Origin of the sequence: Hydrogenophaga sp. (assembly GCF_014773545.1) — a bacterium.
Taxonomy (GTDB): domain Bacteria; phylum Pseudomonadota; class Gammaproteobacteria; order Burkholderiales; family Burkholderiaceae_C; genus Hydrogenophaga.
In genome coordinates this window covers 61,172-75,903 of the sequence record NZ_SDDV01000009.1, presented here as the reverse complement: position 1 = coordinate 75,903, position 14,732 = coordinate 61,172, and the positions used below count along the sequence as shown (strand labels likewise).

Sequence of the window (14,732 nt, the reverse complement as noted above, 5' to 3'; positions counted from 1 at the left end):
TTCAACAATGCCCGCGGGCTTCATCATGCGATCGTTTTTCGACAGACTTCTGCGGGCCGGATCAATAGCTTTCAGCCGGATTCGATAGCCTGAACTGCCGGATTTAGGTTTAATCCACCCGAAGCGGCGCGCGCGCAACCGCCGCGCGCTTGTGAAAGCCGTCACATCAGGCGGCCCATGGCCTCGCCCATGCGCACGCTGCGACCTGCAGCCCAGTCGGGGTGCAAAGCCATACAGCCTTTGGGCCACAGCAGCACCACGGTCGAGCCGAGCAAAAAGCGCCCCATTTCCGCGCCTTGCTCCAGCGTGATCGCCGGTTCGTCGTAATGCCACTGGCGCAGGTGGCCCGGGCGCGGCGGGTTGACCACGCCGTGCCAGACGGTGGCCATGCTGCCGACCACCGTTGCGCCCACCAGCACCAGCGCAAAAGGGCGGGTCTGGCCGCCGGCTGGCAGCGGCAGATCGAACACGCAGACCACGCGCTCGTTGCGCGCAAACAGCCCCGGCACGCCGCGCGCCGTCGCCGGGTTGACAGAAAACAGCTCGCCCGGCACGTGCAGCATGCGCCGCAGCCGTGCGCGCGCCGGCATGTGGATGCGGTGGTAGTCGCGCGGGCTGAGGTAAATGGTGGCAAACACGCCGTCGTCGAACTGTGCTGCCAGCGCCGCGTCGCCGCCCAGCAGCGCTTGCGTGCTGTAGCGGTGGCCTTTGGCCTGGAAAATCTGGTCGCGCTCGATCGGGCCACATTGGCTGATGGCGCCGTCGACCGGGCAAACCCAGTCGGCCGGCGCCAGCGCCCGAGCGCCTGGGCGCAGCGCGCGGCTGAAAAAGTCGTTGAAACTGGCGTAGCTGCGCAAATCGGGATTGGCCGCTTCGCTCATGTTGACCTGGTAGCGGCGCACAAACCAGCGCAAGACAGCCTGCGTCAAGCGCCCGCCCTGGGCAGCGGCCAGGCGTCCGGCGAGTTCGGTCAGGGCGCGCTTGGGCAGCAGGTGCTGGAGGGCAAGGTGCAAAGTGCTGGACACGGCGGGCAATCCTGGGGCGAAAGGGCCTGATTATCCGCACTTTGCCGCCCACACCGCGCACGGCTCAGACGGCAGCCGCCGTCAGCGGCTGTCCAATCCCGTGCGCCGCCGTCAATCGGTCCAGGGGAACTCTTCGGATTCGGCATCGGCTTCATCGTCACCCGGCAAATACAGGGTCAGAGTGAAGCCGACCTGACCCATGTGGACGTCAACCCGGCTGCCGTGCCCGTCGCTAAGCTGCAAGACGCCTGCCACGGGGTAGAACGCGCCCATCTGCAAGGGTTGCGGGGTGTTCACGCCGTACCAACTGTCGTCGAGGGCGATGTGGCCGCTGAAGGTTGCGGTGCGGGGCGAAACATCATGCCGCATCACGGTGGGTGTAGTCGAGCGTCATGGTGCCGACCGCGGAGCTGACCAGCAGGCGATCGTAGTCAAGGGTAATGCTGCCGGTGTCGGCCACCATTCGGACTGAACCAGCCCCTACCTCGCCAGCGCTGCTGAAGTTGTCGAACGTCAACTTCAGCGTGACAGCGTCCCATTCGTCCAATCGATTTGCAACAAAGCTGATGTGTTCCAAATCAAAGCGCAGACGTCCGCTGACCGGCGCAAGGCCGGCTTCAAGCACACATGCCTCTGCATGCACGGTCATCGAGTCACCACTGGACGGTGCCTGGTTGTTGTCGGCGTCGTTAAGGGTGGTTTCTAATGTGCCGCTAATCGGACAATCAACCACCTCGGTGTAAATAGACATGGGCCGTTCCAGCGGCGTTTGCCGCTGCTTCAAACGGTCAATGGCAAAGCGGGCCATGTCCGCCACCCGACCCGTGGCCAGCGCGTGTACGCCGGATGGCGCAGGGCTGGCGGCGCTGCTGGCCGTCTGCAAGGGAATGAATGAATAAACGATGCCGCTGTGGATCAGCGGATTGACCACGTTGCGCGAGATGTCGCTGTAGTTGGCAGCCGTCAGAGGAGTTGACGCGGTGAGCGCTGCACCGCCAGTGCCACCGCCGCCGCCGCCACAGGCGACCAACAGCAAACTGGAGCCGAATGCGAGTGCGACAATGCAAGTCCTGATCATTTTTTCCTCCCGGGATGAGTGGTGTGTCAATTTACATCATTGTGCATCGTAACGCAAGCATAATCGCAGCCTTTAGCCGCACAATTCCCAGCCGTGACCAAAGCACTGTTCGACTGCCAGCACCTCGTCAAGCGCTACGGCGCTGCCACCGTGGTGGATGACCTGAGTTTTGTGATCGAGCCCGGCGAATGTCTGGGCGTCATTGGCCCCAACGGCGCGGGCAAGACCACCACCATTCGCCTGTGCCTGGGGCTGACCGTTCCCGACAGCGGACACATTTCGGCCTTTGGACTGCAGATGCCGCGCGATGCGCTGGCGATCAAGGCGCAACTGGGCGTGGTCAGCCAGCTCGACACCTTGGACCCGGATTTTTCCTGCGCTGAAAACCTGCTGGTCTACGGCCGTTATTTCGGGCTGACGGCAGCGCAGATGCGCCCGCGCATTGCCCCGTTGCTGGAGTTTGCCGCGCTGGCGCATCGTGCCGATGCCAAGCCAGGTGAGCTCTCGGGCGGCATGAAGCGGCGCTTGTCGCTGGCGCGCGCGCTGGTCAACGACCCGCGGCTGCTGTTGCTCGATGAGCCCACCACTGGGCTGGACCCGCAGGCGCGCCACCTGCTGTGGGAGCGGCTGCAGCGCTTGCTGCAACAGGGCAAGAGCATTTTGCTCACCACCCATTTCATGGACGAGGCCGAGCGCCTGTGTTCGCGCTTGCTGGTGCTGGACCACGGCCGCAAAATTGCCGAAGGCAGGCCGCGCGAGCTGATCGCCCAGCACCTGGAGCCCGACGTGGTCGAGGTCTACGGCGGCGGTGCGCTGACGCTGGCGCGCGCGCCGCAGCATGCCGCGTTGCGCGCTTTGGCCGCACGCGTCGAGGTCAGCGGTGAGACGGTGTTTTTTTACACCGCACAGGCGCGTCCGCTGCTGGCCGCGCTGGCAGAGCACGCGGCCTTGCGCACCTTGCACCGACCGGCCAACCTGGAAGACCTCTTTTTGAAACTGACCGGACGCCAGATACGGGTTGACTCATGACGCCTACCGCAACGCCACGCCAAGCTTCACCCTGGGCCGCGCCGCGCTTGTCGATGCGTTGGTGGCCGGTTTTCTTGCGCAACCTGCTGGTCTGGCGCAAGCTGGCCGTGCCCAGCTTGGTGGGCAATATTGCCGAGCCGCTGATGTGGTTGGTGGCGTTTGGTTACGGCATGGGCATGCTGGTCGGCCAGGTTGAGCTGAGCACGCCGCAGGGGCAGGTGCTGCTGCCCTATATTTTGTTTCTGGCCAGCGGCAGCATCTGCCTGAGCGCCATGAACGCGGCCAGCTTCGAGGCGCTGTATTCGGCTTTTTCACGCATGCACGTGCAAAAGACCTGGGACGGTATTTTGAACGCCCCGGTCAGCCTGGACGACGTGCTGCTGGCCGAGATGCTGTGGGCTGCCTTCAAAGCCTTGTTTGCAGTCAGCGCGATTTTGCTGGTGATGCTGGCGCTGGGCATCAGCCACGCCCCCAAGCTGTTGCTGGCTTTGCCGGTGCTGCTGGGCGTGGGCATTGTGTTTTCCTGTCTGGCCCTGGTATTCAATGCGCTGGCCAAGGGTTATGACTTTTTCACCTATTACTTCACGCTGTTTCTGACGCCGATGATGTTTTTGTCTGGGGTGTTTTTCCCGCGTGAGCAGTTGCCGGACTTGGTGCAAGACGTTTCAGACTGGCTGCCGCTGACGCACGCGGTTGAACTGGTGCGCCCGCTGTTTCTGAACCAGTGGCCAGCACAGGCCTGGCTGCATGGCGGGGCGCTGCTGGGCTACGGCGTGGCGGCGTTCTGGCTGGCGCTGGCGCTCACGCGCAAGCGCTTTGCGCGCTGAAGCAATATCCGCGCTGCGTCCTCAGTGCAAGGCTTGCAGCGCGGGCTGCGCCCGCAGATAAGGATTGCTGCCGCTGTCCATGAAGTCTTGGCTGTCCAGGGTGGCATCGAAAGCCTGTGCCACCCCGTGCGTCTTGGGAATCAGTGGCTTGTCGAGCGGGCGGCAGATGTGCTGGCGCAGGCTGTTCAGTTTGCTGCTGTTTTCGATCACCCGCAGCACGGCCTCGGGGTCAAGCATGAGAACAAAAGGGTTGACAGGGCTTGGGCTGTGTTTCATGGCGTGTTCCGGTTCGATGCAGGGCGGGCAAACAAGGCGTTTGTTCATGTCTGCAACTGTATTCAAGCGCAAGCAGATTGTTGAGTCGGCAGCCATCCATTCCACGTGTAGGAAATAGCCAGACAAACGCAGAAATGCCGGGTCTTGGCCGGCCAGTTCTGCGCTGCGCCGGCGCGGGTCCGTGCCGCAGCAGCCATCAGGCCGCAAAGCGCGGCCCGAGCGCTTGCAGATCGAAGGTTTGCAGCAACTGTTGCAAGCGTGTGCGTGCCTGCGCGCGCTGATCGGGCTGATCGGGTTGCACGCGGCGCGCCAGAATCAGCTCGTTTTTCATTGAATGCTCCCAACCCACCAGCTCGGTCACGGTGACGCTGTAGCCCTGCGCCTGCAACAGCAGGCAGCGCAACACATTGGTGATCTGGCTGCCCAACTCGCGCGTGTGCAAGGGGTGGCGCCAGAGTTCTGCCAGCGGCGTGCGGCGCAGATTCAAGGCCTTGTGTTGACGCAGCACGCCCGCCACCTCGGCCTGACAACAGGGCACCAGCACCATGAAGCGTGCCTGGCGCGCCAGCCCGAAAGCAATGGCGTCGTCGGTGGCAGTGTCGCAGGCGTGCAGGGCAGTCACCACGTCTATGCGCGCAGGCAGTTGCGGGTGCGTCAGCGCCTGTTGCACCGTGCCGGCCAGAAAACTCATGCGGGTAAACCCCAGACGCTGCGCCAGCGCACGGGAGTGTTGCACCAATTCGGCGCGCGACTCCACCCCCAGCACCGCGCCAGCCGGTTTGTCCTTGAAAAACAAGTCGTACAGCATGAAGCCCAGATAAGACTTGCCGGCGCCATGGTCGGCCAGCGTCACCTCAGCCTGAGCCGCCAGCACCTCGGCCAGCAGCGGCTCGATGAATTGCAGCAGGTGGTTGACTTGCTTGAGCTTGCGCCGCGAATCTTGGTTGATACGGCCGTCACGGGTCAGAATGTGCAGCTCTTTGAGCAACTCGACGGACTGCCCGGCGCGCAAGTCGGGCAGATGGTGTTGCAATGTGACTGCCGGGGCAGGGGGGGCGGATTTGGACATGCGCCGATGATAGGGGGCCCGGTCAGATGAATTCCCCCTTCGGCCGGCCCTTCAACCGGCTCAGGGCCGGCTTGGCGAAGGGCGGCGCGTTCGGGCTGGGCTTCGACAGGCTCAGCCCGAACGGCAGTGGAGATTCCATCGAGACGGCAGTGGAGATTTCATCGAGACGGCAGTGGAGATTCCATCGAGACGGCAGTGGAGATTACTGAAGTGTCAAGTGTTCACCCTGAGCCCCTGAACCGTTCGCCCTGAGCCTGTCGAAGGGCTTAAGAAGTGATCCGTAAAGAGAAAACCAGCGCCCTGAGCCGTACTTCATACGGTGTCCGGGCGTGCAGCGCTCGCACCAGCAAGGTGATCGACCTGAATGTCAAAAAACTTTTGCATATCAAACCCTTGTGCGCACAATCAAGCGCTCATCTGCCGGTGCCAGATTCAATAGCTGCGCCCGCCCTTGTAAGCCGCGTGGGTGCGCGCTTGCAAGTTGCCGACTTGGCCAATGGCTTGCAGCGTGCGGCTGACCTGGGCGTGCGTGATCGCCAGCCCGAGCGCATCGGCGGCGTCCGGGCCGGGTAGGCCGGGCAGCAGCAGAAGGCGTTTGACCATTTCCTGCACCTGGGGCTTGCTGGCCCGGCCGTAGCCGACCACCGCTTTCTTGAGTTGCAGCGCGGTGTATTCGGCCACGGGCAGTTGGTTGGCCACCAGCGCGGTCAGGCAGGCGCCGCGTGCCTGACCCAGCAGCAGCGTGGCTTGCGGGTTGATGTTGACAAACACGATCTCGCAGGCCGAGGCCTCGGGCTGGTAGCGTTGCACCACCTCGCCGATGCCGTCAAACAGCAGCTTCAGGCGCGCCGGCAGCAAGGCGCCGTCGCTTGGCCGCGTTCGGATGGTGCCGCTGGCGACGTAGCGCAGGCTGGCGCCGTCGGCGTCAATGACGCCAAATCCGGTGCACTGCAGGCCCGGGTCTATGCCGAGGATGCGCATGTGGGGGGATGTGGGGGGTTTTGGTCAGGGCAGGCTGACGTCGCCCATGCGCGCGACGATGGTGGCAGCGCGGCGCGCCAGAAAAGCCGAATTTTGGCGGGTTTCGAAAAACTTGGGCCGCGGCAGCATCACTGCCAGCCGCGCCGCTTCATGCGCGCTGAGTTGGTGCGCCGATTTTCTGAAATAACGCTGGGCGGCGGCTTCGGCGCCGAACACGCCTTCGCCCCATTCGACGCTGTTGAGGTAGAGCTCCAGAATCCGGTCTTTGCTGAGCAAGGTCTCCAGCGCCAGCGCCAGCACCAGCTCCTGGCCTTTGCGCAGCAGGGTGCGCTCGCCCGAGAGCAGCAGGTTTTTTGCCAGTTGCTGCGTGATGGTCGATCCGCCGATGATTCTGACCGGGCGCTGCGGCGCCGCGCTGGCGCTGGGGTTTCGGGCCTGCTGGCGCTGCAGCCGCTCGGCGCGTTGTTCGGCCAGTTGCTGGCGGTGTTCGTTTTTCTCCCAGGCCGCTTCGATGGCCTCCCAGTCGACGCCTGCGTGTTCGATGAAGCCGGCGTCTTCAGAGGCAATCACGGCTCGCTTGAGGTTGGGGCTGATTTGCTCGGCGTCTACCCACTGGTGCGACCAGCGCCAGTTTTCTGTACCAACCAGGCTTTGGCTGGCCAGCCGCCAGGCTTCCGATCGCATGAAAGCCGTGCTGTGCGGGTCCAGCACAAGCAGCAGCGCAATGCGCAGCACAAAAAAGAGTTGCAGCGCCACCCCGGCCAGCAACAGCCACATCAGCCAACGGCCAAGCGATTTCAGGCGGGGGCGGGTTTCGGTCATGGGTTGGAGAGTTGAGCTTGCAGGGTTTCGTCGCGCGTGAAGCGAAAGCGCGACACCACCACCAGTTGATCGGCCTGGCGGCGCATGGCTGGCGTGAACCGATCAAAGCGCAGGCTGTGCACGATTGCCTGCGCGCGCCGGTCCAGCAGGGGAATGTCCGACGCCTGCACCACTTCGGTGTGCAGCACCTCACCCGTGTGGTTGACCGTGATCAACATGGTGAGTTCACCGTGGAGTTTGCGTCCACCGGCGCTTGGAAAGTTGCGCGTGCCGTGGTCCTCGATACGGCGGCGCAGTTCGTCATGGTAGATGGCGTACACCGCCTCGCGTGTGGCCGGGCTGATGAAGCGTTTTCTGGGGCGCTGGTTTTCTTCCTGGATGCGCTGCTCGATCGCGGCCAGCATGTTCACCAGCGCCAAGCGCTGCTGTTCGCGCTCGCTGGCTTGCGGGTTTTGGCGCTCGGCGGGCAGCTCGGGCAGCGCCAGCATGGCCAGTTGTTGCCTGACCTGCACCAATAACTGGTGTTGCTGTTCTTTGAGCGCGTCTATGCGCTGCTGGTCTTCCTGCGCTGACTCACCCAGGCGTGCCTGCGCCGCCGGTGGCAGCGGTGAGCTGGCGCGGCCGCGGTCGGCCGCGCCGCCGCCGGCCAGCGCGACCTGGGCAATCGCCTGCGCCTGTTCGGGCGCTTGCTCGCTGGCGGCGTTGACCAAAATCACCTCCAGCGGCGTATCCTTGAACACGCGGTCAAAACTTTGCGGGTCGATAAAGCGCACCGTCAGCAGCGCAGCGTGCACCGCCAGCGACAGGCCCAGCGCCAGGTGCAGGGCACTGAGCTTGCCGAGTCCAGACAGCAGGGTTTTCACGCCAGCCTCAGGGTTCGGCCGTGGGGCTCAGGGCGGGCTGCTGGGTTGGGGCCGCCGCCGGGTCTTCGCCCTCGTTCTCGTTGACGTCGATGGCCAGCGCCAGCGGCGCCGCCAGCAAGGCATCGTCGCCGTCTTCGTCGGCCGCATCGCCGTTGTCGGGCAGCTCGGCCAGCGGCAGGTCTAGCCGCTCTTGCACGCTGGCGTTGAGCTCCAGCGTCATGAGGTCGATCTGGCCCAGCCGCACCCGCAGGTGCGCACCGCGCGGCAGGCCTTCTGCGCCCAGCACCGGCAGCACCAGCGGCAGCGTATCGGCGCGCACCAGATTGTCCTTGATCAAGGTGGCGCTCAGTTCGGTAATGCCGTTTTGCCGCAGGTACTGCAGCGTCCAGTAGCGCTCCATGCCGGACTGGAACGCGTGGTAAGCGGTGTAGGCGGCGTCAAATGCGCTGATGACCGCAAACAGGTTGACGTCTTTGGGTTTGAATGGTGCGGCCAACGCAGCCGCTTTGCCGTGGCGTGCGCAGGCAATGATTTGCCACTGGTTGACCAGATCGACGTAGCGGCGCAGCGGCGAGCTGCTCCAGGCGTAGCTTTTGACGCCCAGGCCGGCGTGCGGCAGCGCTTTGCTGCCCATGCGCACCTTGACGCCGGGCGCCAGACTGGCCTGGCTGCGGTAGATGCCGGGCACGCCGCACTCGGCCAGCCACTGGCCCCAGTGGCTGTTGGCCAGAATCATGGTCTCGGCCACCATCAAGTCCAGCGGCGCGCCGCGCTGGCGGGTGCTGATGACGACGGTTTCGTCTCCGGTGGGTGCGTGGCCACTGAGGCCTTCAAGGCGGAAGTTGTAGTCCGGGCGGGTAAAGGTTTCGGGTTTGCCGCGCTGCAGCTCGCGCTCGGCTTTGAGTTGCAGCGCCAGCCGGTGGATGAAGGCCAGCGTGGGTTGCAGCGTGGCAACATCAGGCGCTGCCGTGCTGGCGCTGACTTGGCCGAGCAGCCAGTCTGGGGTGATGACGGTGTCGAGTTGGTCGTGGCGCAGGTTGTGTGCTATCGGCACCCGCTCGACGGCGGTGCGGCTATCTTGCAGCGCCAGCGTGCCCTCGTCAAACGTCAGGTAGAGTGAGACGGCCGGGCAATCGCGTCCGGCCTCCAGTGTGTAGGCTTGCACCACGGCGTCGGGCAGCATGGTGATTTTGTGGCCTGGCATGTAGACCGTGGACAGGCGCGCGCGCGCTATCTGGTCGAGCGCGCCGTTCGGGCTGATGCCCAAAGCGGGGGCGGCAATGTGTATGCCCAGCGTCACCGTGCCCGTGCCCAGGCCTTGCAGCGAGAGCGCGTCGTCGATCTCGGTGGTGTGCGAGTCGTCGATGGAAAACGCCTGCACCGCTGCCAGCGGCAGCTCCTCGCCGTTGCCTGGCAGCGGCACTGGAACGGACGCAAAACCCGCTCCCTTGGGAAACTGCTCGTGCAGAAAACGCTGCCAGTGGAACTGGTAGGCGCTTTCAATCGCGCCGGCGTTTTGCAGCAGGGCCAGCGGCGCGCTGTGGCTGTGGCGCGCGGCATGCACCACGGCCTTGTACGCGGGTGCGTTTTTGTCCGGCTGGAACAGGATTTTGTAGAGCTGATCGCGCACCGGCGCCGGACACTGCCCGCTGAGCAACTCGGCGGCCCAGGCGTCGATTTGCTCTTGCAGGACGCGCTTTTTCTCTATGGCCGCCAGCGCCTGCGCCAGAATGTCGGCCGGCGCCTTCTTGAAGCGGCCTTTGCCGGCGCGGCGAAAGTAGTGCGGCGCACCGTGCATGCACAGCAGCGCGGCCACCTGGTGTTCGGCGTCGGCCGGGCGGCTGAAGTATTCATGCGCCAGATCGACAAAACCAAACTCGTCTGGCGGCGCAAACTCGTACGCCAGCTCCAGCTCCATGGCTGCCGCCAGCGCGCTCGCGGCAGCCATGAGCTGGGCCGGCGCGGGTTTATCGAAACGCAGCAAGGCGTTGGTGGTTTTTACTTTCAAGCGCTTGCCCGAGTCCAATTCCACCTGGAGTGAATGGTCTGTTTCGGACAGCAAGCGTCCGGTCAGCAGTTTGCCGGCTTCGTCGAACAAGATGTGCATGGGCGGAATTGTCCCATGCATGCGCCCCGCCGGCGCGCCCGCCAGTAGCACAGGCGGGCAATCCGGGACAATCTCGGATAATCCATGACCGTGCCCCTCGTCCTCAACAAGCTCCCCTTGCGCCAGCGTATCGCCCCGGTTTTCCGGGGTTTTGACGCGCCGCTGCTGCTGGCCATGGCACTGCTGGCCGGCCTGGGTTTGCTGACCATGTATTCGGTGGGTTTTGACCACGGCGCGCGTTTTTCCCAGCACGGCCGCAACATGCTGATTGCGCTGCTGGTGCTGCTGCTGGTGGCGCAGATCCCGCCGCAGCGGCTGATGGCGCTGGCGCTGCCCATCTACGTCGCCGGGGTATTGCTGCTGCTCGGGGTCGAGCTGTTTGGCATCGAGCGCAAGGGCTCGCAGCGCTGGATCGATCTGGGCGTCGTCATTCAGCCCAGCGAGCTGCTGAAAATCGCCATGCCGCTGATGCTGGCCTGGTGGTTTCACCGCCGCGAAGGGCGTTTGATGCCGCTTGACTTCGTCGTCGCGCTGCTGGTGCTGGCGCTGCCGACCGCACTCATCATCAACCAGCCCGATCTGGGCACCGCCTTGCTGGTGCTGGCGACTGGCTTGTTTGTAATTTTCTTCGCCGGCCTGAGCTGGAAATTCATCCTGCCACCGTTGCTGCTGGCGGCGCTTGGCGTGGTTGCGCTGATCGTGATGGAGCCGCAGTGGTGCGCGCCCGGGGTTGACTGGCAGGTGCTGCACGAATACCAGCGCCGCCGGGTCTGTACCTTGCTCGACCCGCTGGAAGACCCGCTCGGCCAGGGTTTTCACGTCATCCAGAGCACGATCGCCATCGGCTCGGGCGGCATCTGGGGCAAGGGTTTCATGCAGGGCACCCAGACCCACCTGGAATTCATTCCCGAGCGCACCACCGACTTTGTCTACGCCGCCTTTGCCGAAGAATTCGGTCTTGTCGGCGTGTTGATTCTGTTCGGTGGTTTCCTTTTTCTCATCGTGCGCGGCTTGCAAATCGCGCTGGAGGCGCCGACGCTGTTTGCCCGCTTGCTCGCCGCAGCCTTGTCGCTGAGTATTTTCGTGCATGTGTTCGTCAATATCGGCATGGTCAGTGGCATCTTGCCGGTGGTGGGTCTGCCGCTGCCCTTTATCAGCTACGGCGGCACCGCCATGGTCACACTGGGCGTGGGGCTGGGCATGTTGCTGTCGATTGCCAGAGCCCGGCGGCTGATGCCGTCCTGAGCGCGCGGCCAGCGGCCAGCGCCCGGTCTGCCTACAATGTGCGGCATGATTGCACGCGAACCCACCTTGGCCCGACTGGCCAGCGCCCAGAGCCTGCTGCTCGAACCCTATGGCCTGAACATCGCCAAGCTGCGCCGCGCGCTGAGCGAGATCATGGCGCACGGCGCGCACGACGCCGACCTGTATTTCCAGTCCACCCGCAGCGAAGGCTGGAGCCTGGAAGAGGGCATCGTCAAGACCGGCAGCTTCAGCATCGATCAAGGCGTGGGGGTGCGCGCCGTCAGCGGTGAGAAAACCGCTTTTGCCTACTCGGACGACTTGTCCTGGAGTGCGCTGCTCGACGCCGCCCACACCGTGCGCTCGATCAGCGCGCAGGGGCAGTCGGGCCAGGTGCGACTGCCGCGCAGCAAAGTGGCCCGGTCGCGCTCGCTCTACCCCGGCCTGGACCCGATCGGCACGCTAGACAGCAGCGCCAAGGTGGCACTGCTCGAACAAGTCGAGCGGCTGGCCAAGGCCAAAGACCCGCGCGTGGTGCAGGTCATGGCCGGCTTGGCCAGTGAGCACGACGTGGTGCTGGTGGCGCGCGCCGACGGCACCCTGGCGGCCGACGTGCGGCCGCTGGTTCGCTTGTCGGTCAGCGTGATTGCCGAGTACAACGGCCGCCGCGAAGTGGGCAGCTCGGGCGGCGGCGGCCGCTTTGGTCTGGCGTACTTTGACGCCGCCATGCTGCAGTCCTATGTCGACGAGGCGGTATCTGCGGCGCTGACCAATCTGGATGCCCGGCCCGCGCCGGCCGGTGAAATGGTGGTGGTGCTGGGGCCAGGTTGGCCCGGTGTGCTGCTGCACGAAGCGGTGGGGCACGGACTCGAGGGCGATTTCAACCGCAAGGGATCGAGCGCCTTTGCCGGGCGCATCGGCCAGCGCGTGGCGGCCAAGGGCGTGACCGTTCTCGACGACGGCACCTTGCCCGATCGGCGCGGCTCGCTCAACATCGACGACGAAGGTTGTCCGACGCAAAAAAACGTGCTGATCGAAGACGGTATTTTGCGCGGCTATTTGCAAGACGCACAAAATGCGCGCCTGCTCGGCGTCTCGCCGACCGGCAACGCGCGGCGCGAGAGCTACGCGCACGTGCCGATGCCGCGCATGACCAACACCTATATGCTGAGCGGCGACCGGGCACCGGAGGAAATCATCGCCAGCATCGAGCGCGGCTTGTACGCCACCCACTTCGGTGGCGGTCAAGTCGACATCACCAGCGGCAAATTCGTCTTCTCTGCCAGCCTGGCGTACTGGGTTGAAAACGGTCGCATTCAGTACCCGGTCAAGGGGGCCACCCTGGTCGGCAGCGGCCCGGACACACTGACCCGCGTCTGTATGATAGGCAACGACATGCGGCTCGACAGCGGCGTGGGCGTTTGCGGAAAAGAAGGCCAGAGTGTTCCGGTCGGCGTGGGCCAGCCGACGCTGCGCATCGACGGCCTGACGGTCGGCGGCACCGCCTGAGCGCCAGACCCTTGGGTTGCGCCTGGGCGCGCCAGCGCAACCGGCGCAGCGTCCACTCGATACCTGCTGGCGCTGTGCTGTTCAATGCCGGTTTCAGCGCATGGGCCAAGTTTGCGCTGTCCCGAGGCAGCCACCCGGGCGGCGCCGGCTTGATAGCCCTTATTGCGCAGCGGCACCTGCGCCGGGGTAGACCGTCAGGCGCTGGCCTGGGCACTGGCCTCTCGTACCCGTGCTTGCAGGTGGGAAATTCCACGCCGGATGAGTTCGACCTGCAACGCAATCGGCGCTGCAAGCGGCAACGCCCCCGTCAGCACGATTCGGATGTCATCTGCGGTGCGCGCGGCATCGACCGTTCTGGGCAGCGCAGGCAGATCGGACAAGGGGCCGCTTTGTGCCGCCTGGGTGGCAATTCGTTGTCCGCCACGAAACAGCTCCATCTGCGGTATGCGGCGCGCATCGGCCACCGGTTCGCCCTCTGTGCCGCGCAGCAGCATGGCGTTTGCACCCATCAGCGCGAAAGTCGCGGCCATGGAGACCGCGTATTCGGGGTGGGTGTAACTGCCGACAAGGAAGGCGCGTCCGGCACAAGGGCGTCTGCTCAGGTGATGGTGGCCTCGTCGGTGCGGGTTGCACCGCGGTTGTCGACCCAGCGGATGCTGACCTTGTCACCCCTGGCCGCACCGCGAAATTTGAACAAGATGAACGGGTTTTGCGATACCGCGGTGCTGAATGCCGCCCTGAGCACCGTGCGGCCGTTGTGCGTGGCCTGCACATCCCTGATGTAGTGGGCCGGCACGAGGGCCCCGGCCGCGTCTCTGCGAAGCCCGGTCTCCATGGGGTGGGACATCAACACGCGCACGGTGGTTTCCTCACCGGCAAGGGCGGCGCGAATGCGCATCGGATCAGCCATGAGGGACTCCTGAAAAGTTCAATGAAGGTGTGCTTGCCGTAAGGTCTGAGATTTGCAGCCGCACTCAGCCACCGCAGCCGCCCAGCGTCACCCGGGTTGCCTTGACGGCTGAAAACAGCCGCCCACCTGCACGCACCACCACCACCACGTTGCTGCTCTCGCTCATTTTCAGTCGCGTTTGAACGTCGGCTGCGGTGCCGGCAGGTAAGAAGAAGGCGGCCGCCAGCGGCAGCGGATTCTTCTCGACCAGAAAATAAATCTCTGTGGTGTTGAGCAGCCTGCTGATCGCGCTCACCGGTACCACGGCACCGTTTTCCGCAACGTCGGGCGAGACGACGCTGACCTGATCGCTGGTGGCGGGGGTGCTTCCCAGGGCACGCAGGGCATCGCTGAGGGTTTTTGCTTGAAAACCGGCGCGGTTCATGGCGCTCTGGGCCTGACTTGGGGTGGCGATGCCCAACGAAACCAGCACAGCAAAGGCCCCGCTGGCTTTGAGTGCAACGCGGCGTGATGGGTTCATATCGTGTTCCGGCAATGAGAAGAGACTGGACGTAGTTTATAGATTCGTTGCAGCGGCATTAATTCAATTGTCCGGCAAGCCCGGATCGGTGGCGCGGCGTTTGACGGGTGCTGCCATGGTCGCGCTGGAATGTGTAAACTGACCCGCACCGGGATTCGAGGAGGCCTGCTGGCTTGAGTCAGACCGTGCTGGTCTGACGGTCAAGTTGGCTGTTTGTGTCTTTGGATTTTCTGTCATTGAGCCCCAGCAGGGGCCGCATCAGTGAGCTTGTCCAGTAAACCCGGTTCGCATCGGCCGCTCGGCCTCGATGCGACTTTGAACAACTACATGTTTACGTACAACCACCACATCCCGCAGCGCTCGCTTGGACATCTTTCACCGGTCGATGCCCTCAAGTCCTGGCGCGAGAAAAAACCGGAACTCTTCATCCAGCGCGTCTATAAACAGGCGGAACTTGACAAATAGGCAATGTTC

16 protein-coding genes and 1 pseudogene are annotated in these 14,732 nt (G+C 64.3%); 5 read left to right on the top strand and 12 right to left on the bottom strand.

Annotation, left to right across the window (positions count from 1 at the left end):
* Positions 1-161: 161 nt before the first annotated feature.
* The 3 genes from asd to EST26_RS08025 form a co-directional block, all read right to left on the bottom strand.
* A complete protein-coding gene (gene asd / locus EST26_RS08035; protein WP_291066848.1) occupies positions 162-1,025 on the bottom strand; it encodes an archaetidylserine decarboxylase in 864 nt (287 codons plus the stop codon).
* Positions 1,026-1,136: 111 nt separating this feature from the next.
* Positions 1,137-1,394, bottom strand: coding sequence for a hypothetical protein (locus EST26_RS08030; protein ID WP_291066846.1), 258 nt, complete (start codon positions 1,392-1,394; stop codon positions 1,137-1,139).
* Entirely contained in the window at positions 1,384-2,103 is a 720-nt protein-coding gene (locus tag EST26_RS08025) for a hypothetical protein (RefSeq protein ID WP_291066844.1), read from the bottom strand. The genes EST26_RS08030 and EST26_RS08025 overlap by 11 nt, the downstream gene beginning before the upstream one ends.
* A 93-nt stretch (positions 2,104-2,196) precedes the next feature.
* On the opposite strand from EST26_RS08025, the gene EST26_RS08020 reads away from it, so the two are divergent.
* Complete coding sequence (locus EST26_RS08020; RefSeq protein ID WP_291066843.1) at positions 2,197-3,132, top strand: ATP-binding cassette domain-containing protein; 936 nt, start codon at positions 2,197-2,199, stop codon at positions 3,130-3,132.
* Positions 3,129-3,959 (top strand): ABC transporter permease, encoded by an 831-nt coding sequence (locus EST26_RS08015; protein WP_291066841.1) that lies wholly within the window; start codon positions 3,129-3,131, stop codon positions 3,957-3,959. Before EST26_RS08020 ends, EST26_RS08015 begins: the two co-directional genes overlap by 4 nt.
* A 21-nt stretch (positions 3,960-3,980) precedes the next feature.
* Here EST26_RS08015 and EST26_RS08010 read toward each other — a convergent pair whose 3' ends face one another.
* The 6 genes from EST26_RS08010 to EST26_RS07985 all read right to left on the bottom strand — a co-directional run bounded on the left by EST26_RS08010 (position 3,981) and on the right by EST26_RS07985 (position 10,077).
* Entirely contained in the window at positions 3,981-4,235 is a 255-nt protein-coding gene (locus EST26_RS08010) for a hypothetical protein (protein ID WP_291066839.1), read from the bottom strand.
* 196 nt (positions 4,236-4,431) lie between these two features.
* Positions 4,432-5,304 (bottom strand): SAM-dependent methyltransferase, encoded by an 873-nt coding sequence (locus tag EST26_RS08005; protein WP_291066838.1) that lies wholly within the window; start codon positions 5,302-5,304, stop codon positions 4,432-4,434.
* A 432-nt stretch (positions 5,305-5,736) separates the two neighbouring features.
* Positions 5,737-6,285 carry a crossover junction endodeoxyribonuclease RuvC gene (gene ruvC, locus EST26_RS08000; RefSeq protein ID WP_291066836.1) on the bottom strand — a complete coding sequence of 183 codons (549 nt, stop codon included), beginning with the start codon at positions 6,283-6,285 and terminating at the stop codon, positions 5,737-5,739.
* A 24-nt stretch (positions 6,286-6,309) separates the two neighbouring features.
* On the bottom strand, positions 6,310-7,086 hold the full coding sequence (locus EST26_RS07995; RefSeq protein WP_291066881.1) for a transglycosylase domain-containing protein: 777 nt from the start codon (positions 7,084-7,086) through the stop codon (positions 6,310-6,312).
* A 17-nt stretch (positions 7,087-7,103) separates the two neighbouring features.
* Positions 7,104-7,961, bottom strand: coding sequence for an energy transducer TonB (locus EST26_RS07990; RefSeq protein WP_291066879.1), 858 nt, complete (start codon positions 7,959-7,961; stop codon positions 7,104-7,106).
* 16 nt (positions 7,962-7,977) lie between these two features.
* A complete protein-coding gene (locus tag EST26_RS07985) occupies positions 7,978-10,077 on the bottom strand; it encodes a ribonuclease catalytic domain-containing protein (protein WP_291066834.1) in 2,100 nt (699 codons plus the stop codon).
* A gap of 90 nt (positions 10,078-10,167) precedes the next feature.
* Between EST26_RS07985 and rodA the strand changes: the two genes are divergently transcribed.
* Positions 10,168-11,322: a rod shape-determining protein RodA gene (gene rodA, locus EST26_RS07980; RefSeq protein WP_291066877.1), complete on the top strand. Its 1,155-nt coding sequence runs from the start codon at positions 10,168-10,170 to the stop codon at positions 11,320-11,322.
* Between the two features lie 45 nt (positions 11,323-11,367).
* Complete coding sequence (gene tldD / locus EST26_RS07975) at positions 11,368-12,828, top strand: metalloprotease TldD (protein WP_291066832.1); 1,461 nt, start codon at positions 11,368-11,370, stop codon at positions 12,826-12,828.
* A 194-nt stretch (positions 12,829-13,022) separates the two neighbouring features.
* On the opposite strand, the gene EST26_RS07970 is transcribed toward tldD, so the two are convergent.
* From EST26_RS07970 to soxY, 3 genes are all read right to left on the bottom strand, one after another.
* Entirely contained in the window at positions 13,023-13,358 is a 336-nt protein-coding gene (locus tag EST26_RS07970; RefSeq protein ID WP_291066831.1) for a hypothetical protein, read from the bottom strand.
* Positions 13,359-13,426: 68 nt separating this feature from the next.
* Positions 13,427-13,738, bottom strand: coding sequence for a thiosulfate oxidation carrier complex protein SoxZ (gene soxZ, locus EST26_RS07965; RefSeq protein WP_291066829.1), 312 nt, complete (start codon positions 13,736-13,738; stop codon positions 13,427-13,429).
* A 64-nt stretch (positions 13,739-13,802) separates the two neighbouring features.
* Positions 13,803-14,258 (bottom strand): thiosulfate oxidation carrier protein SoxY, encoded by a 456-nt coding sequence (gene soxY, locus EST26_RS07960; protein ID WP_291066827.1) that lies wholly within the window; start codon positions 14,256-14,258, stop codon positions 13,803-13,805.
* Between the two features lie 251 nt (positions 14,259-14,509).
* On the opposite strand from soxY, the pseudogene EST26_RS07955 reads away from it, so the two are divergent.
* Positions 14,510-14,723 (top strand): annotated as a pseudogene (locus tag EST26_RS07955) (IS3 family transposase); the annotation flags it as partial.
* Positions 14,724-14,732 lie beyond the last annotated feature (9 nt).